Annotated in this window: 20 protein-coding genes and 2 riboswitches; of the genes, 17 read left to right on the forward strand and 3 right to left on the reverse strand. The window is 55.8% G+C overall.

The features are described from left to right. The first annotated feature begins 25 nt into the window (after positions 1–25). Positions 26–358, forward strand: a complete 333-nt coding sequence (locus tag RIN56_18900; protein ID MDR7868868.1) for a hypothetical protein — start codon at positions 26–28, stop codon at positions 356–358. Positions 359–428: 70 nt separating this feature from the next. Here the strand turns inward: RIN56_18900 and metA are convergent, their stop codons facing one another. Then, the gene (gene metA, locus RIN56_18905; protein MDR7868869.1) at positions 429–1343 is read right to left on the reverse strand and encodes a homoserine O-succinyltransferase; all 915 of its coding nucleotides are present in this window, start codon (positions 1341–1343) and stop codon (positions 429–431) included. Positions 1344–1986: 643 nt separating this feature from the next. Further along, a riboswitch (SAM riboswitch) is annotated at positions 1987–2087 on the forward strand. A 206-nt stretch (positions 2088–2293) separates the two neighbouring features. On the opposite strand from metA, the gene RIN56_18910 reads away from it, so the two are divergent. From RIN56_18910 to cysK, 8 genes are all read left to right on the forward strand, one after another. After that, positions 2294–3112, forward strand: coding sequence for a MetQ/NlpA family ABC transporter substrate-binding protein (locus tag RIN56_18910; protein MDR7868870.1), 819 nt, complete (start codon positions 2294–2296; stop codon positions 3110–3112). Between the two features lie 17 nt (positions 3113–3129). Next, complete coding sequence (locus tag RIN56_18915) at positions 3130–4188, forward strand: methionine ABC transporter ATP-binding protein (protein MDR7868871.1); 1059 nt, start codon at positions 3130–3132, stop codon at positions 4186–4188. Continuing rightward, positions 4157–4810, forward strand: a complete 654-nt coding sequence (locus RIN56_18920) for a methionine ABC transporter permease (GenBank protein MDR7868872.1) — start codon at positions 4157–4159, stop codon at positions 4808–4810. The genes RIN56_18915 and RIN56_18920 overlap by 32 nt, the downstream gene beginning before the upstream one ends. A gap of 91 nt (positions 4811–4901) precedes the next feature. Further along, positions 4902–5002, forward strand: a riboswitch (SAM riboswitch). A 110-nt stretch (positions 5003–5112) separates the two neighbouring features. Then, entirely contained in the window at positions 5113–5277 is a 165-nt protein-coding gene (locus RIN56_18925) for a YezD family protein (protein MDR7868873.1), read from the forward strand. Between the two features lie 23 nt (positions 5278–5300). Beyond that, a complete protein-coding gene (locus tag RIN56_18930; protein ID MDR7868874.1) occupies positions 5301–5489 on the forward strand; it encodes a YezD family protein in 189 nt (62 codons plus the stop codon). Positions 5490–5555: 66 nt separating this feature from the next. Then, complete coding sequence (locus RIN56_18935) at positions 5556–6845, forward strand: homocysteine synthase (GenBank protein MDR7868875.1); 1290 nt, start codon at positions 5556–5558, stop codon at positions 6843–6845. A 152-nt stretch (positions 6846–6997) separates the two neighbouring features. Further along, positions 6998–7852, forward strand: coding sequence for an ATP-dependent sacrificial sulfur transferase LarE (larE, locus tag RIN56_18940; GenBank protein MDR7868876.1), 855 nt, complete (start codon positions 6998–7000; stop codon positions 7850–7852). Further along, the gene (gene cysK, locus RIN56_18945) at positions 7845–8783 is read left to right on the forward strand and encodes a cysteine synthase A (GenBank protein ID MDR7868877.1); all 939 of its coding nucleotides are present in this window, start codon (positions 7845–7847) and stop codon (positions 8781–8783) included. The genes larE and cysK overlap by 8 nt, the downstream gene beginning before the upstream one ends. 653 nt (positions 8784–9436) lie before the next feature. Here cysK and RIN56_18950 read toward each other — a convergent pair. Both RIN56_18950 and RIN56_18955 read right to left on the reverse strand, forming a co-directional pair. After that, positions 9437–10225, reverse strand: coding sequence for an enoyl-CoA hydratase-related protein (locus tag RIN56_18950; protein MDR7868878.1), 789 nt, complete (start codon positions 10223–10225; stop codon positions 9437–9439). Positions 10226–10247: 22 nt separating this feature from the next. Continuing rightward, positions 10248–11219 (reverse strand): nitronate monooxygenase, encoded by a 972-nt coding sequence (locus RIN56_18955; GenBank protein MDR7868879.1) that lies wholly within the window; start codon positions 11217–11219, stop codon positions 10248–10250. Between the two features lie 427 nt (positions 11220–11646). Between RIN56_18955 and RIN56_18960 the strand changes: the two genes are divergently transcribed. The 8 genes from RIN56_18960 to RIN56_18995 all read left to right on the forward strand — a co-directional run bounded on the left by RIN56_18960 (position 11647) and on the right by RIN56_18995 (position 20038). Further along, positions 11647–12831 carry a CoA transferase gene (locus tag RIN56_18960; protein ID MDR7868880.1) on the forward strand — a complete coding sequence of 395 codons (1185 nt, stop codon included), beginning with the start codon at positions 11647–11649 and terminating at the stop codon, positions 12829–12831. Between the two features lie 40 nt (positions 12832–12871). Then, positions 12872–14023 (forward strand): acyl-CoA dehydrogenase, encoded by a 1152-nt coding sequence (locus RIN56_18965; protein MDR7868881.1) that lies wholly within the window; start codon positions 12872–12874, stop codon positions 14021–14023. Positions 14024–14063: 40 nt separating this feature from the next. Beyond that, positions 14064–14834, forward strand: coding sequence for an electron transfer flavoprotein (locus RIN56_18970; protein MDR7868882.1), 771 nt, complete (start codon positions 14064–14066; stop codon positions 14832–14834). Positions 14835–14848: 14 nt separating this feature from the next. Continuing rightward, positions 14849–15745, forward strand: a complete 897-nt coding sequence (locus RIN56_18975; protein MDR7868883.1) for an FAD-binding protein — start codon at positions 14849–14851, stop codon at positions 15743–15745. 31 nt (positions 15746–15776) lie between these two features. Beyond that, positions 15777–17069, forward strand: coding sequence for an FAD-dependent oxidoreductase (locus RIN56_18980; GenBank protein ID MDR7868884.1), 1293 nt, complete (start codon positions 15777–15779; stop codon positions 17067–17069). Beyond that, the gene (locus tag RIN56_18985) at positions 17066–17350 is read left to right on the forward strand and encodes a ferredoxin family protein (GenBank protein MDR7868885.1); all 285 of its coding nucleotides are present in this window, start codon (positions 17066–17068) and stop codon (positions 17348–17350) included. The genes RIN56_18980 and RIN56_18985 overlap by 4 nt, the downstream gene beginning before the upstream one ends. A 17-nt stretch (positions 17351–17367) precedes the next feature. After that, positions 17368–18504 carry an acyl-CoA dehydrogenase family protein gene (locus RIN56_18990; protein ID MDR7868886.1) on the forward strand — a complete coding sequence of 379 codons (1137 nt, stop codon included), beginning with the start codon at positions 17368–17370 and terminating at the stop codon, positions 18502–18504. Between the two features lie 133 nt (positions 18505–18637). After that, positions 18638–20038 (forward strand): anion permease, encoded by a 1401-nt coding sequence (locus RIN56_18995; protein MDR7868887.1) that lies wholly within the window; start codon positions 18638–18640, stop codon positions 20036–20038. The last annotated feature ends 52 nt before the right edge of the window (positions 20039–20090 follow it).

Genomic DNA, 20090 nt, shown 5'->3' on the forward strand with positions numbered 1-20090 from the left:
TAAACCTTAAGGGAGGAACATAACGATGAAAAAGAAAATCTCGATCATTACGGCAATCGTCATGCTGGTCGCGGCCACTGCATTCGCCGCTCCCAGCGACCAAACGGGAACGGGAAACCAAAGCGGGTTTGAACAAATGTATCAATACTGCAACCAGGTAATGCAGCAGTGGGGTAACGGCAATCAGGCCACCCAAGGCGTCCAGGCTCAAGGGCAGCCGATGTCGTACAACGGCGGCATGATGATGGGCGGCATGATGAACGGGATGATGGGCGGCGGCAACTACGGTAATATGATGGGCGGTATGATGGGCAACGGTACATATGGCAATATGATGGGGAGCTTAGAGGTTCGGTAGGTTTGAGAAAAACAACGGCCAGAGCGGCACCGGATGGTGAAAATCGCTCTGGCCTTTTTTATGAAAGGGCTTATAACTGCGACAGGTCGAAGGGGGTTTCTTGGTAGACGTAGTAGTTGAGCCAGTTGGCGAACAGGAGGTTGGCAGAGCTGCGCCAGCGGACGACGGGCTCACGCGTGGGGTCGTCGCCGAAGTAGTAGTTGATGGGGATGTTGATGGGCAGACCCTGGGAGATGTCGCGGTCGTATTCGCTTTTGAGGGTGAGGGGGTCGTATTCCGAGTGGCCGGTGATGTAAAAGTTCCGCCTGCGGGCGTCGGTTACGGCGTAAACGCCGGAAGTCTCCGATTCCGAGAGTATATGAAGTTCGGGGTGGGCGACGATATCTTCCCGCCGGATTTCGGTGTGACGGGAATGGGGGACGTAGAAGAGGTCGTCGAAGCCGCGGAAGAGTTTTTCGTGTTTGAGGCTGAGGGTGTGGGGGAAGACGCCGAACATTTTGGCGGGGAGCGGGTATTTGGGGATGCCGTAGTGGTGGTATAGGGCGGCTTGTGCGCCCCAGCAGACGTGGAGGGTGGAGTAGACGCTGGTTTTGCTCCATTCCATGATCCGGCAGAGTTCGTCCCAGTAGGCCACTTCCTCGAAGGGCATCTGCTCGACGGGGGCGCCGGTGATTATCATGCCGTCGTAGCGGCGCGACCGGACGTCGTCGAAGGTTTCGTAGAATTTGACGAGGTGTTCCTGCGGGGTGTTGGTGGGGGAGTAGGTGACGGTGTAAATGAAGTCGACTTCGACCTGCAGGGAGGAGTTGCCGAGGAGGCGGAGGAACTGGGTCTCGGTGGCGATCTTGGTGGGCATGAGGTTTAGCAGCAGTATCTTGAGCGGGCGGATATCCTGGTGGTAGGCCCGGTCTTCGCGCATGACGAAGATGTTTTCGCCCTCCAGGATGCTTGTCGCCGGCAGGTTATCGGGAATTTTGATCGGCATGGTATTTTCCTCCCTCGCTTGGTCTGCGCCGTAGAACTAAAAAGGCATTCGATTTTGGCATGCCAAAAATCGAATGCCTCCGGTTTTCCAGTCAGCATTTGGTTAATAATTATTGTAGTGCCTAACGGGATCGATGTCAATTATTACATTCGGGTTGTGCGCGATAAGGGGTACATGCGCTCATGACTTGACGTTGCCGAGACGACGGTATATTATCACTTTAGGATTGAAAAGCGGAAACGTGACGAATTGCGGCCCTTTCGAGGAGGTATTGAAATGACCGTCGATTGTCAACACACGAATACCTGTACGGAATTATTGACGGTTCACGATCTCGCGCAAAGGTATCCTTCCTTGCTGAAAAGTAGCCCAGGCGGCGATGGCGCAGCAAGGCGATGCATGATCGATCTGCTTGCGGAATGTGGTTACAGATTCGCGGACAGAGAGGACATTATCCGCGCTCAAAACGGCGAGTTCGCCGATCCGCGGGCCTGCATTTCCTGCAGGGTGACAAAAATCATTTATTGCCCTTAGTGCGGGGGGGCAGCTGACGGTCGGGATGAGATCGCGAAGTAAGCGGCAGAAAAAGTTATTGACAGCGTCGATAGCCCTGTGCTATTATCAAAAACAATTAAATATTCTACTCTTATCCAGAGAGGTCGAGGGACTGGCCCGATGACACCCGGCAACCGGCGGCAACGCAGTGGTGCCAAATCCAGCAGGAGCAATCCTGACAGATGAGAGGAACGGCATGTGTGACTGAACGCCCTTCCTCGGAGGGCGTTTTTAATATTGTTACACTTGGCTGATCAGAAAGACTGAAGGCCAGGGCACCCCGAGAGGGGCTGTCTTGGCCTTTTCATTTTCACAGCAAGCGGCGAGGAGGCGGTCGGCGAACAAAACATGCACCAGTTAGCCCATAACCCCAACTATAGAATGGAGGAATTGAAATGAAAAAGTTATTTTCGGTATTGGCAATCATCTTTATTTCGGCCACGCTGGTCGCCGGCTGCGGCGGCCAGAAGGCGGCCGCACCCGCACACCCGAAGAAGAAGAGCATCAAGGTGGGGGTGACCGCCGGCCCGCATGCGGAGATCATGGAGACGGTGAAAAAGCTCGCTGCCAAGGACGGACTGGAGATCCAGATCGTCGAGTTCAGCGACTATATGACACCCAACATCGCTCTCAGCCAGGGCGACATTGACGCCAACAGTTACCAGCACCAGCCGTTCCTCGACAATCAGATCAAGGATCGCAAATACGATATCGTGGCGATCGGCAAGACGGTAATCTTCCCGATGGGCGTCTACTCGAAGAAGGTCAAGAATTTGGCCGAGCTGAAAAACGGGGCGACGGTAGCCATACCCAACGACCCCAGTAACGGCGGGCGGGCGCTGCTTCTGCTGGAGAAGGCCAACCTTATCAAGCTGAAGCCTGAGGCAGGCATCAAGGCGACGGTCGCCGACATCACCGCCAACCCGAAAAACATTAAGCTCAGGGAACTCGACGCCGCTCAGATCCCGCGGTCGCTCGACGACATCGACGCCGCCGCCATCAACACCAACTACGCAATCCCGGCCGGGCTTGTTCCTACCAAGGACGCCCTAACGATCGAAAACGCCGATTCGCCCTACGCCAACCTGATTGCGGTGAGGACGAAAGACAAGGACGACGCTGCCTTCCAGAAGCTGCTGAAAGCCTACCGCTCGCCGGAAGTCAAGCAGTGGATCGAGGAGAAGTACAAGGGCACGTTTGTTCCGACCTGGTAATAATGGGAGGTTGAACTATGATTGAGCTTTCCGGAATAGAGAAGGAATACCGCGGGTCGGCAGGACCGATCAAGGCGCTCAGAGGTGTCGATCTTAGCGTCAAGGCCGGCGAGATTTTCGGTATCATCGGTCTGAGCGGCGCAGGCAAGAGCACACTCATCCGCTGCATAAACATGCTGGAAAAGCCGACCGCCGGCCGGGTGACGGTGGACGGCGCGGAGATGACCGCCCTGTCGGAGCGGCAGCTGCGCGAGGCACGCAAGAAGATCGGCATGATTTTTCAGCACTTCAATCTGGTGTCCTGCCGGACGGTGTTCGAGAATGTGGCTTTCCCGCTCGAACTGGCCGGGAAAAGCAGGGCGGAGATCGAGGCCGAGGTATCGCCGCTGCTGGACCTGGTCGGGCTGACCGACCGCAAGAACCAGTACCCGGCGCAATTGAGCGGCGGGCAGAAGCAGCGGGTGGCCATCGCCCGGGCATTGGCCAACAGGCCCAAGGTGCTGCTGTGCGACGAGGCCACGTCGGCTCTCGACCCGCAGACGACCCGCTCGATTCTCGAACTTCTCAGGGACATCAACCGCAAGCTGCAGCTGACCATCGTGCTCATCACCCACGAGATGCAGGTCATCAAGGAGATCTGCGACCGGGTGGCCGTTATCGAGGACGGCGCCATAATCGAGCAGGGGACGGTCATCGACCTGTTCGTCCGCCCGCGGACAGCCACGACCCGCGAGTTCGTCCGCACCATCATCAGCCACGATCTGCCGCCCATTTTGGCCGGGCACGACTTTTCCCCCGTGCCTCGGGATGGCGGCGGCCTGATGCTACGGCTGACCTTCCTGGGCAGCCTGGCCGAAGAGCCGTTCATCGCCAGACTCATCCGCAAATTCAACGTCGATGTCAACATCCTCTTCGGCAACATCGACACTATCCAGGATAATCTTTTCGGCACGCTGGTCGTGGAGCTGGCCGGCGAGCAGGCGGCCATAAACAGCGCCCTGAATTACCTGCAGGCGCATGAACTGGGAATTGAGGTGATCGGCTATGTCGCCAGACATCATCGCGTTACTGGCTGAATCGCTCCTGGAGACAATTTATATGGTCGGCGTATCGGCGCTGATCGCGGCGATTGCGGGCATCCCCCTCGGCATCGTGCTGGTGACTACGAGCAAGGGACACATCATGGAGAACGCCAAGCTCAACGCCGTGCTGGGGAGCGTCGTCAACGCCACCCGCTCGACCCCCTTCATCATCCTGATGGTGGCCATCATTCCCGTGACGCGGGTAATCGTCGGCACCTCCATCGGCACGAACGCCGCCATCGTTCCGCTCAGCATCGCGGCCATCCCCTTCCTGGGGCGGATCGTCGAGGCGGCCATCCGTGAGGTAGACCACGGCGTCATCGAGGCCGCCCAGGCGATGGGGGCGTCGCCGCTGCAGATAATCCGCAAGGTGCTCATCCCCGAAGCGCTTCCCGCCCTCGTGCTCGGCGTCACCATCACCCTCGTCAGCCTCATCGGCTATTCGGCCATGGCCGGGGCGATCGGCGGCGGCGGCCTGGGCGACCTGGCGATCCGCTACGGCTATCAGCGCTTCCGCCCGGACGTGATGCTGGCGACCGTCGTCATCCTGATCGCGACGGTGCAGATCGTCCAGTCCTGCGGCGACAGGCTGGCGAGACGCCTGAACAAGCGCTAGTGAGGTCGGGTAGGTGATATAGATTTTTTGTAGTATTTATATTGACTTTGTTTATGAATGTGTGTAATATCATAAGCAACCGAATATTTAACTCTTATCCAGAGAGGTCGAGGGACTGGCCCGATGACACCCGGCAACCGGCGGCAACGCAGTGGTGCCAAATCCAGCAGGAGCAATCCTGGAAGATGAGAGGAGCGGCGCACGCGACGAATCCTTTCCTCCGGGGAAGGATTTTTTGTTTGCCCCGGACCTGTATAATGGCGCTTATCCGCAGACAATAACGGCAACGGAGGGAAAAGAAGATGGCGGACAAAAAGAATCCCTCGGCGCAGGACAGCCTGCCGCCGCGGGTGTGGGAAAAGATCGAGACGGCGGTGCGGAGCATCGGCTATGGCTCGATAACGGTCGTCGTTCAGGACGGCAAAGTTATCCAGATCGAGATTAACGAGAAAATCCGGCTGGCCTGACGGGGCTTCGGGGGGAGATAACGATGGACGCTAAGAAAACGGCCGGCGGCCAGGATTTTCAGACGCTGCGGACGGAGATAACCAAAGCGCTCGGCGGTCTGCAATATGGGCAACTGGTCATCATGATCAAAGACGGGAAAGTGGTTCAGATCGATAGGACGGAGAAGAGACGGCTGCCCAGCCTGCAAGGGATTAACGGCGAGGGCATCTGATTTCGGGCCGATCAGACAGACTGAAGGCTAGGGATATATCAAAAAACATCAGAGGAGGAAACAACAATGGCGTTACCCGAAAACCTGCGTTTCGACACCCTAGCCGTCCATGGCGGGCAGGAGCCCGACCCGACGACCGGGTCGCGGGCCGTGCCCATCTACCAGACAACCTCGTACGTGTTTAACGACACCGAGCATGCCGCCAATCTTTTCGCCCTCAAGGAGTTTGGCAACATTTACACCCGGCTGATGAATCCGACCACCGATGTCTTCGAGAAACGCATTGCCGCCCTGGAAGGCGGCGTGGGGGCGCTGGCGTTCGCGTCCGGCCACGCGGCCATCAGCGCCGCTATCTTCAACATCGCCGAAGCCGGGGAAGAGATCGTCAGTTCGTCCACCCTTTACGGCGGTACATACAACATGTTCGCGTACACCCTGCCGCGGCTGGGCATCAAGGTCAAGTTCGTCGACCCCCGCGACCCGGAGAATTTCCGGAAAGCCATCACGCCCAAGACCAAGGCGCTATATGCCGAGACAATCGGCAACCCGAAGATCGATGTGCTGGATATCGAGAAAGTGGCGGCGGTGGCCCATGAGAACGACATCCCGCTCATCATCGACAGCACATTCGCCACTCCTTACCTCTGCCGGCCGGTCGAGTTCGGCGCCGACATCGTCGTCCATTCGGCAACCAAGTTCATCGGCGGGCACGGCACCTCGATGGGCGGCGTGGTGGTCGACAGCGGCAAATTCGACTGGGCGAACGGCAAGTTCCCGCTGCTGAGCGAGCCCGACCCCAGCTACAACGGCCTGCGCTATACGGAAGCCTTAGGGCCGCTGGCCTTCATCATCCGCCTGCGGACCCAGATCCTCCGCGACCTGGGCGCCGCCGTCAGCCCGTTTAACAGCTTCCTCTTCCTGCAGGGGCTGGAGACGCTGCCGCTCAGGATGGAGCGGCACAGCGCCAACGCCCTGGCGGTGGCTCGATACCTGGCCGGACACCAACTGGTAGAATGGGTGAGCTACCCCGGCCTGCCGGGACATCCCGACCATAAGCTGGCCGGCAAGTACCTGCCCAAGGGCGCGGGCGCCATCCTGACCTTCGGTATCAAAGGCGGTTTGGAGGCGGGCAAAAAGTTCATCGACGCTTTGAAGCTCTTCTCGCTGCTGGCCAACGTCGGCGACGCCAAGTCGCTCGTAATCCACCCGGCCAGCACGACCCACTCTCAGCTCACGCCCGCCCAGCGGGCCAGCGCCGGTGCGCCGGACGAACTCATCCGCCTGTCGCTGGGTCTCGAAGACGCCGCCGACCTTATCGCCGACCTGGAGCAGGCCCTGGTCGCCTCGCAAGGGTAAAAAAACAATGTTGACAAGGACAGTCGGGTATGATAATCTTAAGCCAACGCAATATTTCCGGCTGATCAGCAAGACTGAAGGCCGAGGATGTCCCGACAGGGGCTGTCCTCGGCCTTGTTATTTTAGGATGGTATTCAAAGGGGGGCGTTCAAGTGGCGGCTATTCATGACAAGCTGCAAAAGCTCAATAACCTATTGGCCGAGATGGGCAGCGCGGTTGTAGGCTTCTCCGGCGGCGTCGACAGCTCTTTCTTGGCCGCTGCCGCACATCGCGCCCTTGGAGATAGGGCGGTGGCCGTAACCTGCTATTCGCCTACCCTCCCGCAAAGCGAGCGGGAAGAGGCGGCTGAGGTCGCACGCTGGATAGGCATCCGCCATGTGCTGCTGCCGCAGAACGAGCTGGACAGCGCCGAATTCGTCAGAAACGACGCCGACCGATGTTATTACTGCAAGAAAGGACGGTTTACGGCGCTCGCGGCGTGGGCCGCCGCCGAAGGGTTCCGCTGGGTGCTTGAGGGCGCCAACGCCGACGATTGCGGCGATTACCGGCCGGGCATGAAGGCGGTGGCTGAGCTGGCGGCAGTGCGCAGCCCGCTGCTGGAAGTCGGCCTTACCAAAGACGAGATTCGCGACTTATCCCGCCAGTGGCGGCTGCCCACCTGGAACAAGCCTGCCGCCGCCTGCCTTTCTTCGCGGGTGGCATATGGTCAGCCGGTCACCGAGGCAAAGCTCGGCCAGATCGAAAAAGCCGAGGCGGTGCTAAAGAAAATCTTTACCGGGCCGGTTAGGGTGAGGCACCACGGCGAGCTGGCCCGGATCGAGGTGAGCCTTGAGGAAATGGCCCGTATCGCCGACCCGTCGACAGCGAAGGAAATCGACGCCTATCTCAAGGCTCTCGGATTCACCTACGTGGCGGTCGACCTCGCCGGCTACCGCACCGGCAGCATGAATCAAGTGCTGGACCAGGAAATAATCAAAAAATCGCAGGAGGTAACGACAAATGGCTAAAATAGCGAAAAACCTGACTGACCTAATCGGCAACACGCCGCTGCTCGAACTGGCGAACTACGGCAGGAACAAAGGGCTGAACGCCAGAATTGTCGCCAAATTAGAATACTTCAACCCGCTGTCGAGCGTGAAGGACCGCATCGGCTATGCCATGATTCAGGACGCCGAAGACAGGGGGCATATCAACAAGGACAGCGTCATCATCGAGCCGACCAGCGGCAACACCGGTATCGCCCTGGCCTTCGTGGCCGCCGCCAAGGGCTACCGGCTCATTCTGACGATGCCGGAAACGTTCAGCGTCGAGCGGCGCAACCTGCTGAAGGCGCTGGGCGCCGAACTGGTGCTGACGCCGGGGGCCGAGGGGATGAAAGGGGCGATCGCCAGGGCCGAGGAACTGGCGGCGAACACGCCCAAATCCTTCGTGCCCCAGCAGTTCAAGAACCCGGCCAACCCCGCTATCCACCGCCGGACAACGGCCGAAGAGATCTGGACGGACACCGACGGGCTGGTGGATATCTTCGTGGGCGGCGTCGGCACCGGCGGCACCGTCACCGGGGTGGGGGAAGTCCTAAAGGCGCGCCGGCCGGGGCTCAAAGTGGTTGCCGTTGAGCCCGCCGACTCGCCCGTGCTCTCCGGTGGCAATCCCGGTCCGCACAAGATCCAGGGCATCGGCGCCGGCTTCGTGCCCGACATCCTTAATGTGAAGGTATTCGACGAGATCGTCAAGGTCAAAAACGAAGACGCTTTCGCTACCTCCCGGGCACTCGCCAGATTGGAAGGGCTGCTTGTCGGCATATCGAGTGGCGCCGCCGCCCACGCCGCTACCCAGCTCGCCCTCCGTCCCGAGAACGCCGGCAAGACGATCGTCGTACTGCTGCCGGATACGGGGGAGAGGTATTTGTCCACGCCGCTGTTTCAGGAAGAGGCATAGATTATATCTGGTGCATCGATTTACCTCTTGACTAACATTTGTAAAACGGACATCGTTATTTAGGTGTGGAACAGCTGGATGTCTTTGTACAATTGAACCTTGATTTGGATGGCTCAGACAGTAATGTTTCGTTCCAGCCACTTTTACAAATGACCCACCGTATGTAATTTCATGAGCGGCATGATGTAAAACCGGATCATCAAATCGATAATCTGCGACTACCCGCTACGTACGTAGAGAGGCAAACGGACTTTAAATAAGTTAAGTATCTGACTCTTGTCTAACGGACACCTATATTTTTATCTGCTAGAGGTTTTGTACACAAAAACGCCAGCCAAGAGGCCGGGTTGCTAAACCTTGCTAATCAGACACCTTGGAATAGGTTACATTCCTGCGTATGTGTTTCATGAAAAATCCTACAGAAACAGCATTTCTTTCTCGTAAAGACTCTTGTTTCACAACTTGCGCTTGAATGGCATTCAAGAGGTCAGCGGTTCGATCCCGCTTACCTCCACCAGTCACGACAAAAGCTTCGCGGAAACGCGAAGCTTTTGTTTTTGTCTTTAGTCTAACATTTGTCTAAATGAAGCCGCTCAGCGTATACGCAAAGCCAAGCGTTGGTAGGCAGTATTCCTCCCAAGATAATATTAGCCTTACAATCCGGTAAACTGGGGCTTGCGCTTTTTGACGAAGGCGCTGACTCCTTCCCGGTGGTCGTGCGTCTTGGAGCACAACACCTGGTATTCCGCTTCTCTTTCGATTTCCTGGTCGAGGTCATTGAAGGCCACATGGTTTATCATCGCTTTGATGCAGCCATAGGCCTGCGTCGGCCCGCTGGCCAGTTTAGTGGCCAGCTTGAGCGTTGCCGCCGCGAGCTCGCCGGCGGCAACCACGTCGTTGACTAAGCCCCACTCGTGCGCTTCCTGGGCGGTGAACAGCTTGCCCGTCATCAGCAGTTCGGTGGCTTTTGCCGCTCCCAGGATCCTGACGAGTGATAGCGGTCCGCCCACATCCGGTATCAGTCCGATGTGGACGAAAGCGAAGACGAATTTCGTATCCTCGGCGGCGATGCGGAAATCGCAGCCAAGAGCCAGGCTCAGCCCGCCCCCGGCCGCAGCGCCGTGGATGGCGGCGATGACCGGCTTGCGGATAGTCCGCAGTTTAATGAAGGCAGTGCCGAGTTTTTTAGTCCCCGGCCGGTAATCGGCGGTGCCGGCATCGAGGCGCTCCAGCATGGACTTCACGTTGCCGCCGGCGCTGAAAGCAGGCCCCTCGCCGCGCAGCACGACGACCCGCACTTCAGGGTCACGGTCGCATTCGTCCAGCAGCCCGGTCAGCGTGTCGGCGGTAGCAGCCGACAAAGCATTGCGGTTTTCCGGGTCGTTCAGGGTGATGTAGGCAATGCTGTCCTGCTTAGTCAAAATTACTTTCTGCGCTTCCATCGTCATCCTCCCCGCCGGATACCTATTTATGGAAGGCGTTCAGCCGTTTCATGACCGCTTCCGCCTCGCTGATCACGTCGTCGATCACCTGCTTGGCGGGTTTAATGTCGTTTATAAGGCCGGTCGCCTGGCCGACGGCGAAGATGCCGCCGTTCAAGTCACCTTCCAGCTGGGAGGCTTTGCTTTTCTTGCCCGAGATGACGGTCAGCAGCTCCGGCAGGCCGACGCCCTGGTTCTCCAGCTCTAGGCATTTGCGGGCCGTATCGTTCTTCATGGCGCGGATCATATTTTTGATCGACCGCTGGATGAGGATGGTATCGTTTTCGTTGCTTTCCACGATCCATTTTTTGAAGCTCGGGTGGATGATGCACTCTTCGGTAGCCACGAACCTCGTCCCCATGACGATTCCATCGCCGCCCAGGGCCAGCGCGGCGACCATCCCGGGCCCGTCGGCGATGCCCCCGCCGATAAGCACGGGGATTTTTACCGTTCTGGCGACTTTGTTGCCGAGGATCATCGTCGTGATGTCGTCCATACCGGGATGACCGGCGCATTCCAGGCCGACAATGGTGACGATGTCGGCGCCGGCAGCCTCGGCCTTTTTCGCGTATTTCACCGCCGCTACCTTATGGATGAGCTTAATGCCTGCCGCTTTGAGCATGGGTACGAAGTCCTTGGGGTCGCGGCCAGCGGTTTCAACCACGGAAACGCCTTCTTCGACGATAACCTTGAAATATTCCGGCGTCAGTTCGCCCGGCGAAAGGGTGGGCAGCATCGATACGTTGACGCAGAAGGGGTTTTTAGTAAGCGATTTGACCTTGCGGATGGCATCCCGGAATTCGGGGATAGTTGGATAGATTGTTGCATTCATTGTGCCGAGACCGCCGGCATTCGAAACGGCGGCTGCCAGTTCAGGAACTCCCAGGTGCTGCATGCCGCCCTGCATAATTGGATACTTGATCTTCAATAGGTCTGTTACGCGGGTTTTAAACATCGTGATCGCTCCTTTGTGTGGTGTTTGCTACGATAAAAAGTAAAAAGCAAGAAATGTGCCAAAAACGGCAGGGCACTAATTCTCAGCAATACCGCCGTTTTAAGTCCTTAGCTTATTCCCGTTCAACCCGTGTTCACTCTTTACGGGGCACGCGAGATACAGCGACAGCGTCCTTGCCGGTCGATCAACATCATTAATAGTGTTATTGCAGTATCCTCACTATGATTGGGGACAAATGTGACACATGTAATGACACTTGATTCAGGGTTGAACGATTTTTATATGGGTATGAATATATAGTTATGTGTTTCGCGGTATCACAAACACTTATATATTGCGCTTTCGAGCCGCATGTCAAATGCGGTTATTTTTATTGGCACAGTAATTGCTCTTAATAGTGCGAAACATTTAGGAGGGAGATCGTACTATGAAAAATTTGTTTGATGGACTAAGGGTGGCAGATTTCACGATGAATACCGCCGGCCCTTACGCAACGGCCATGCTGGCCGATTTCGGCGCCGAGGTAATCAAGATCGAAAAGCCGAAGCTGGGGGACGATCAGCGGAACTACTCTCCGCAGCTCGACGGTACCGCGGTCGGCTTTCTCTGGTGCAACAGGGGCAAGAAGTCGATCGTTCTCGATATGGATGACCCGGAAGGGATAGCAATCGCTAAGAAGCTCATCGAGACAGCCGATGTCGTGGCTGAGAGCTTTAAGCCGGGGACGATGGCAAAGTTCGGGCTGGGGTACGAAGAGGTAAAGAAGATCAACCCGAAGATCATTTACTGTTCGGTCTCAGCGTACGGCCAGACCGGCCCGATGCGCAGCAAGCCCGGCTATGACATGATCGCCCAGGCGTTGAGCGGCGTAATGGATTTAACGGGTGAGCCGAGTGGGCCGCCTTCGCGGATTGGGATTGTGGTAGCTGACTTGAGCGCCGGGTGCCATGCCTTTGGGGCGATCGCGAGCGCTTTGTACCACCGTGAGCGTACAGGCCAGGGTCAGTATATCGACATAGCGCTGCTCGATAGTATCGTGGCCTTTAATTCCTATGTCGAGCATAACGCGGCCGGCAATTTCGTTCGGCGCACCGGCAACAATACGCCAACCCTGGCGCCGTTCGGCGTCTTCAGAGGCAAGGACAGCTACGCGATAATCTGCGCCCCCAATGTCAAGCTCTGGGCCGGATTGTGCAAAGTGATGGGCCGCGAGGATCTGACGACCGATCCCCAGTTCAACACGGTGGTGGCCCGTGTGAAGAATTATCCGCAACTGATCGAGCTTATCGAAAATTGGCTCAAAACGTTTGACAATATCGATGTTCCGTTGGCCATGATGGATAAAGCAGGAGTCCCTTGCGCCAAAATCAACAGCACTCTGGACGTGCTAAACGACGAACAGCTGATAGCGCGCGAAATGATCATCGATTTCGGGACGCCGAAAGGGACGCCGTTGAAGGCGAAGGGGAGCCCGCTGAAGTTTTCGGAAGTGAAGGCGGACATCAAGCTGCCGCCGGCGCTGGGACAGAACCAGGACGAGGTGCTAAAGGCGCTGGGTTACAGTGACGAGGCCATTGCAGATATCAAGACCAGATGGAGTATAGTGCGCTAAAAGAGTCACTGTTTATAATCGGTGATTTGTATAAGGAGAGATGATCAACATGGATTTTCGTTTAACCGATGAGCAGGAACTGCTGCTGGAAGGGCTGAGGGAAGTCATTGCCCGCCACGGGACGGAAGAGTACTTCAGAGATTGCGATGAGAACCATAGATATCCGACCGAATGGATGCAAGCAATGACTGACAACGGGTTCGGTTTGCTGGGCGTACCGGAAGAGTATGGCGGTACCCCGGTAGATGTGCTGACTCTTATGCTGTTTACCGAAGAAGCAGCGCGTCTGGGCTGTCCCTATTACTTCCTGGGCCGGTCGATCCAGATCGACGATATGATGAAATTTGGCAGTGAAGAGCAAAAAAGAGTCACCATGGAATATGCCATGCAGGGCAAATACGCTTTTTGCCTGGGCTTTACCGAGCCGCAGTCGGGATCGGACAGCACGGCCATCACTGCCACGGCAACCCGCAAAAACGGCAAGGTATATATTAGCGGCCACAAGACCTTTATTACCGGCGCCGACAGCGTTCCTTACATGCTGTGCATGACAAAAGACCCGGAAAGCACGAAATCGGCTTATGAAGCCTGTACATTATGGTGGGTGCCGATGACCGCGCCGGGCGTAAAGATTGAGCCTCTTAAAAAAGTGGGCTGGCATATGAAGAACACCTGTGAGGTGTATCTTGATAATGTTGAGATCGAAGAAAAAGACATGGTCGGCAAAGAGGGCGAAGGCTTCAAGAATCTGATGCACAACTTCGAAATTGAACGCCTGCAGATGGCGGCCGGTTCTTTGGGTCAGGCAGAATGCGCCTTCGAAGATGCGGCCCGCTATGCAAACCAGCGGATGCAGTTCGGCAAACCAATCGGCAGTTTCCAGCTCATCCAGGAAAAGCTCGTTTATATGGCCATCAAGATCAAAAACATGAAAAACCTTGTCTATCAAACAGCCTGGGAAAAAGACAACGGAATTACCATCAATACCTCGGTGGCTCTGGCGAAACTATATTGCGCTCAGTCGGCTTTTGAGGTCATCGACGATGCCATGCAGATTCTGGGAGGGATCGGTTATGCCGACCACCGGGTGGCCAGGCTTTGGCGCGACAGCCGCGTGAACCGGATCGGCGGCGGCACAGACCAGATTATGATCCATATCGCCGGCAGGGCATTGCTGAAGCAATATAAATAATCGAAGAAGCGGACCCGAATATTTAAGCTGAGGTGTGAACATGCAAATTATAACCTGCTTTAAAGTGGTGCCTGAAGAGCAAGACATTGAAGTGAATTCCAGCGGCTCTCTGTCGTTCGAGAGAGCCAAGCTGACGATCAGCGCGTATGATTTGAACGCGATCGAGGTTGGGGCCCAGTTGGCTGAAGCCCATGGCGCCAACCTGGTCGGCCTTAGCGCCGGGGCAGCAAACATTGATGAGTCCAAATTGAAGAAGAATGCCTTATCCCGGGGGCCGGAAAGTCTGTATCTGGTGGCGGACAATGGGTTGGCCGACATGGACACGTATCAGACTGCGGCAGTTTTGCAAGCGGCAATCGCAAAAATCGGCGTCTACGATCTGGTCCTCTGCGGCGAAGGCTCGGCCGACCTCTATGCACAGCAGGTTGGTGTTCAATTGGGCCAAATGCTGAACGTCCCGACCATTAACAGTGTTAGCAAAGTGACCTTGGAAGGCCAGCACGTTATCGTTGAGCGTACGCTGGAAGACGAAGTGGAAACCTTGGAAATTGCTTTGCCGGCTGTAATATCGGTTACCTCGGATATCAATCTGCCGCGCATCCCAAGCATGAAGCAAATCCTGGCAGCCGGTAAAAAAGAATCTACTACCTGGACGGGAGCCGATATCGGCCTATCCAGCCCGGTAAAATCTATCGAGACTATAGAAACGAAGGCGCCCAAGCAAACAGACCGTAAGCAGGAAATCGTCGAGGGCGATTCCGATGAGGCAGTGCAGAAATTCCTTGAAAAAATCGCCAAAGAGCTGAAGTAAAGGTGGTCGAAACAATGAAGATTTTGGTATTTGCCGAGCGAAACGCTGCTCTCGCTGAACTGTGCAGCGGTGCACGCGCTTTGGGGACTCAGGTTGAGGCTATTGTTATCGGTGCCCTAGACGTTCCCGTTGATGCGGATAAAGTCTACTCCATCCCGGCACAGGCTGACGTTATGCTCGAAGATTATACGGAATCGGTTGCCGCCATCATGGATAAAGCGGGAGCCGCGCTGCTGATGGTAGAGCCGACAAAGCGGTGCAAAGTTATTGCCGGCCGGATTGCGGCGATGAAAGGCACCAGCGTTATTACCGATATCATGGAGATATCAGCCGGCCTGGAAACCAAACGCATGGTCTACGGCGGGATGGCGATCCGGAAAGAAAAGGCTGCCAGCGGTACAATGATCGCGATGGTCGGCCCCGGAGTCCTGGTCGCCTCGACGGCCGCACCGGTGCAAGGAGCCGTGGAAACAGTTGCTTTTGTGGAACCAAGCGCGAAAATCAAAGTTGTCGGCAGACAGAAGAAGCCTAAAGTATCCGTAAATCTTCCCAGTGCTAAGCGGGTCATCGGTGTCGGCCGCGGGGTGGGCAAAGAAGAAGACTTGGCAATGATCCGGGAGTTTGCCGATGCGGTCAATGGTGAAGTCGGGTGTTCGAGGCCGATCGCCGAAGCTGAAAAATGGCTGCCCAAAGAGGCGTATATCGGGGTATCCGGGCTTATGATCGCACCCGAAGTATATGTTGCGGTGGGCATTTCCGGTCAGATCCAGCATATGGTCGGCGTTAACAGAGCAAAAACAATCATTGCCATCAACAAAGACAAAAACGCGCCGATTTTCAAGCAGGCTGATTACGGCATCGTCGGCGACCTGTACAAGGTGGTGCCCGCATTGGTCAAACAATTGAAATAGCTGCGCAAGGCAAGACTGAAAGGGTGTAAAAATGGCTGAAGAAAAATTTGATGCGATAATCGTGGGTGGCGGAGTAGCCGGCACTATAGCGAGCTATCTGCTGGCCAGGGAAGGCCTGGAAGTTCTGCTTGTCGAACGAGGAAATTTCGCCGGCAGCAAAAATGTCAGCGGCGGGCGAATCTACAGCCATAGCCTGGAAAAGATTTTCCCGAATTTTGGTCAGGAGGCCCCGGTGGAAAGGAAGATCACCAGGGAAAAAATCAGCCTCATGACCGAAGAAAGCAATGTAACTTTGGATTTTTATTCGGACGCCTTGGGCAAACAGGGGAGCGACTCATATTCGGTTCTGCGCAGCGTTCTCGACCAATGGCTGGCCCAGAAAGCCGAAGAAGCGGGCGTTCAGATTATCAGCGGCATTAGGGTTGACGATCTGATTGTCAGAGACGGCAAGGTCTGCGGCGTCATTGCCGGTGAGGATGAGTTGGAGGCCAATGTCACGATCCTTGCCGATGGCGTAAACTCGCTCCTGGCGCAAAAGATCGGCTTCCGCGGCGAACTGAAGCCAGACCAGGTTGCCGTAGGGGCAAAGGAAATTATCGAACTGCCGACTGAAGTCATCAATGACCGCTTTAATTGCCGGAACGGCGAAGGCACGGCCTGGCTCTTTGCCGGCACGCCTTCGGGTGGAAGAGTGGGCGGCGGATTCCTGTACACAAATAAAAGCAGCCTATCCTTCGGCATTGTATGCACGCTCGGCGATTTGATCAAGGCAAATAAATCAGTGCCGCAGATGCTGGAAGACTTCAAGCAGCATCCCGCCATCGAACCACTGCTCAAAGGGGGCAAACTCATTGAGTACTCGGGCCACTTGGTGCCGGAAGGCGGCCTGAAGATGGTTCCCAAGCTAGTCGGTGACGGTGTGCTGGTGATCGGCGATGCCGCCGGTTTCTGCATCAACATTGGTTATGCGGTAAGGGGTATGGATCTGGCTGTCACCTCCGCCGAGTGTGCGGCCAAAGCCGTGCTGGCGGCAAAAGAAAAACAGGACTACAGTGAGAGCGCCCTAAAAGTGTACCGGACAAACCTCGACAACAGCTATCTCATGCAGGATTTGGACCTATACAAAAAGTTCCCCCACTTCCTGGAGGAAACGCCGCGTATCTTCGCAGGCTATCCCCGGATGGCAGCCGATATGCTGGCCGATATGTTTGTCGTCAACGGCCAACCAGCCAAGCCGCTTATGAAAAATATGTTTAAGCATGTGCAGAGAATCGGCATTGCCAACGTAATGAAAGACGGCTGGAAAGGGGTGCGGGCGCTATGAGCGGTGTAAACGTAGATCAAAAGCTTGGCTTGGATAAATTCTACGTGGATGAGGAAAACGCCCACATCGTCCTGAAAGCCGATCCTGACCGGAACGAGCTAGCAAAGTTAATTCTCGCCTGCCCGGCCGGGCTCTACAAGGTCGATGAAAAAGGAGCGGTTCTCTTCGACTATGCCGGCTGTTTGGAATGCGGGACTTGCCGGGTGCTTTGCGGCAACACGATCCTGGAAAAATGGGAATTTCCTGTAGGCACTTTAGGTGTCGAATTTCGCTGGGGATAAAGGAAGGAGTAATTACGATGACAATGGTATTAACGGAAGAGCAAGAGCTGATCGTGAGCACGGCCCGCGAATTCGCGGTGAGGGAGATTCGCCCTCGTATCAGGCAAATCGAAGAGACGGACGAGCGCCCGATGGATCTGATGGACAAGGCGGCCGAACTGGGATTCCGGGGAATCATGATTCCGGAGGAATGGGGCGGCTTGGGCCTGGGGCTCAAAACTCAGGTGCTGGTCGTTGAGGAGCTGGCAAAAGAGGGTTATATCGGCGGGTCGTTGGCCAACAACATGATGGCCATCCCCATGTGGAAGGCGGGCAGCCAGGAACAGAAAGAGCGGTTTTTGGAAGACTTGGCGACCGGGTCTTACAAGATGGGCTTCGCTTTCACGGAGGCCGCGGCCGGCTCGGATGCTTCGGCTATTCAGACTACTGCCGTCAAAGACGGCGACGAGTGGGTACTGAACGGAACGAAAATTTGGATCAGCGGCGCCAAGAGCAACGATGCTTTCCTGGTGTCGGCGCGGACCAATGAGACTGCTCCCGGCGGCATTTCGGCGTTTATTGTCGAGAAAAAGTTTCCCGGCTATTCCGTTGGCGCCATGTTCGAGAAGATCGGCCTCCATGGTTCCGAAACAGGGGAGATCAACCTCACAAATTGCCGTGTCCCTGCCAAAAATATGATGGGTGAAGAAAACAAAGGGCTCCGGGTCGTGCTGTCTGCTTTGGATTGCGGGCGTGTCATCGTCGCCGCCATCGCGCTGGGTATGGCTCAGGGCGTGTTTGAGCGGGCTGTGGCTTATGCGAAGCAGCGCGTTCAGTTTGGTAAACCCATAGCGGAATTCCAGGTGATTCAGCATTATGCCGCCGATATGCTGAAGGAAATCCAGGTAGCCCGAGCGATGATCTATTCTACCGCCGAACTCGCCGATGCCAAGAAGCCTTATTCCACCGAAGCGTCGATAGCTAAGCTGTACGCAACCGAAATGTGCTGCCACGTAGCCGACAGGGCGATTCAAATCTGTGGCGGCTTCGGACTGACCAAAGACGGCGACATCGAACGCTATTACCGTGATGCCAGAATTCTGCCCATAGTAGAAGGTACAAGTGAAATACAGAAGATGGTTATCGCCAGAACGATATTCCCAAAAACAAGGTAGGTTTATTTAGAGTCAGATATTGGTTTCGGCTGATATCTGGCTCCCCTATCAAGATATTAGAGGAGGTAACGACGTGGCTGAGCCTAGTAAGAGCGGAACTGGCGCCGTCGCAACGGAAAAGAAAAAATCCGGAATGAACTGGAAATTGATCGGGGGGGTCTTAGGCATAGCTATAGCCCTTTGGTTCGCTAACTTGCCTGTTTTTCCGGGCTTAACGGAAAAAGCGATGTGGGCTGTAGCGATATTCTTATGCACCGTTGTGTGGTGGATGGCTGATGTTTTCCCGGATTACGTCACGTGCATATTCATGTGCGCAGCTTGGGCACTTTTTAAAGTCGTGCCTTTTACAGTCGCTTTTTCATCATTCTCCAACACTATCTTCTGGCTGCTTATCGGGGCGCTGGGAATCGCGGTGGCGGTCGGTAAAAGCGGCCTGCTTAACAGAATTGCCCTGCTTGTGATGAGCAAGTTTCCGCTGACTTTCAAAGGGCAGACGCTGGCTTTATTGGTCACCGGCACTGTTCTGACCCCGCTTATCCCCTCCTCAAACGCTAAAATCGCCGTTGTTGCGCCTTTCGCCACTGCGATCAGCGACAACATGGGCTATGCGCGGAAAAGCGCCGGCGCGGCCGGTATCTTCAGCGCGATGTACGTTTCGCTGGGCTGCATCCATCCATTGTTTATCAGCGGATCGTTCATGGGCTATGCGGTCAACGGACTGCTGCCCAAAGACATCCAGGCTCAAATGACATGGACCAACTGGTTCATCAATGCTCTACCATGGGGTATTACGCTGCTGGTGCTAAGCTATTTGGCAATACTGGTGCTTTATAAACCAGCCGAAGACAAACGCTTATCGCCGGAGTTGATCAAGGAACAGATAGCGGCGCTCGGGCCGATGAAGAAAGGCGAAATAATCGTCACCGTTGTGCTGGCGCTTACGCTGCTGTTCTGGATGACCGAGAAACTCCACGGGGTAAATTCCGCTATCGTCGCACTGACTTCGATGGGTGTGCTTCTGGCTTTCAACCTGTTCGACCGCACCAGTTTCCGGGCAGCCATCCCCTGGGATGCGGCAGTGTTCATGGGCGGCATCCTGAACCTCTCCGTGGTCTTTCCGATGCTCAAAATCGACAAGTGGATAGGCGACCTGATGGGGGCATACGTAGTGCCGGTAATATCGCAAAACATCCTTGTCTTTTTCACGGTCATGTGCGTCGTGATTTACGTTATCAGATACGTTTTGGCCTCCCAACTGGCGACCATAACGATATTCACGCTGTTACTGAGCCCGTTCGCCGTAAAGGCGGGCATAAGCCCCTGGATAATCGCTTTCACCTCCTATGTCGCGATTAACGTCTGGACGGTGATGTACCAGAACATCCAATACGTCACGGCCTTCTACCTGTCCGGGAACGGCGAACTTGTCAGTCACAAGCAGATGATTAAGCTGTCCGTGGCTTATATGGTCATCTCACTGATCGGCATAATGGTCAGCGTACCGGTGTGGAAACTTACTGGCCTGATCAAGTAACGGCGGATTCTGGCGAAGCGGCGGTTACGCCGGATTGCCGTGTGAACATTCT

The sequence above is a fragment of the Sporomusaceae bacterium genome (genome assembly GCA_031460455.1).
Lineage (GTDB): Bacteria > Bacillota > Negativicutes > Sporomusales > UBA7701 > Anaeroselena.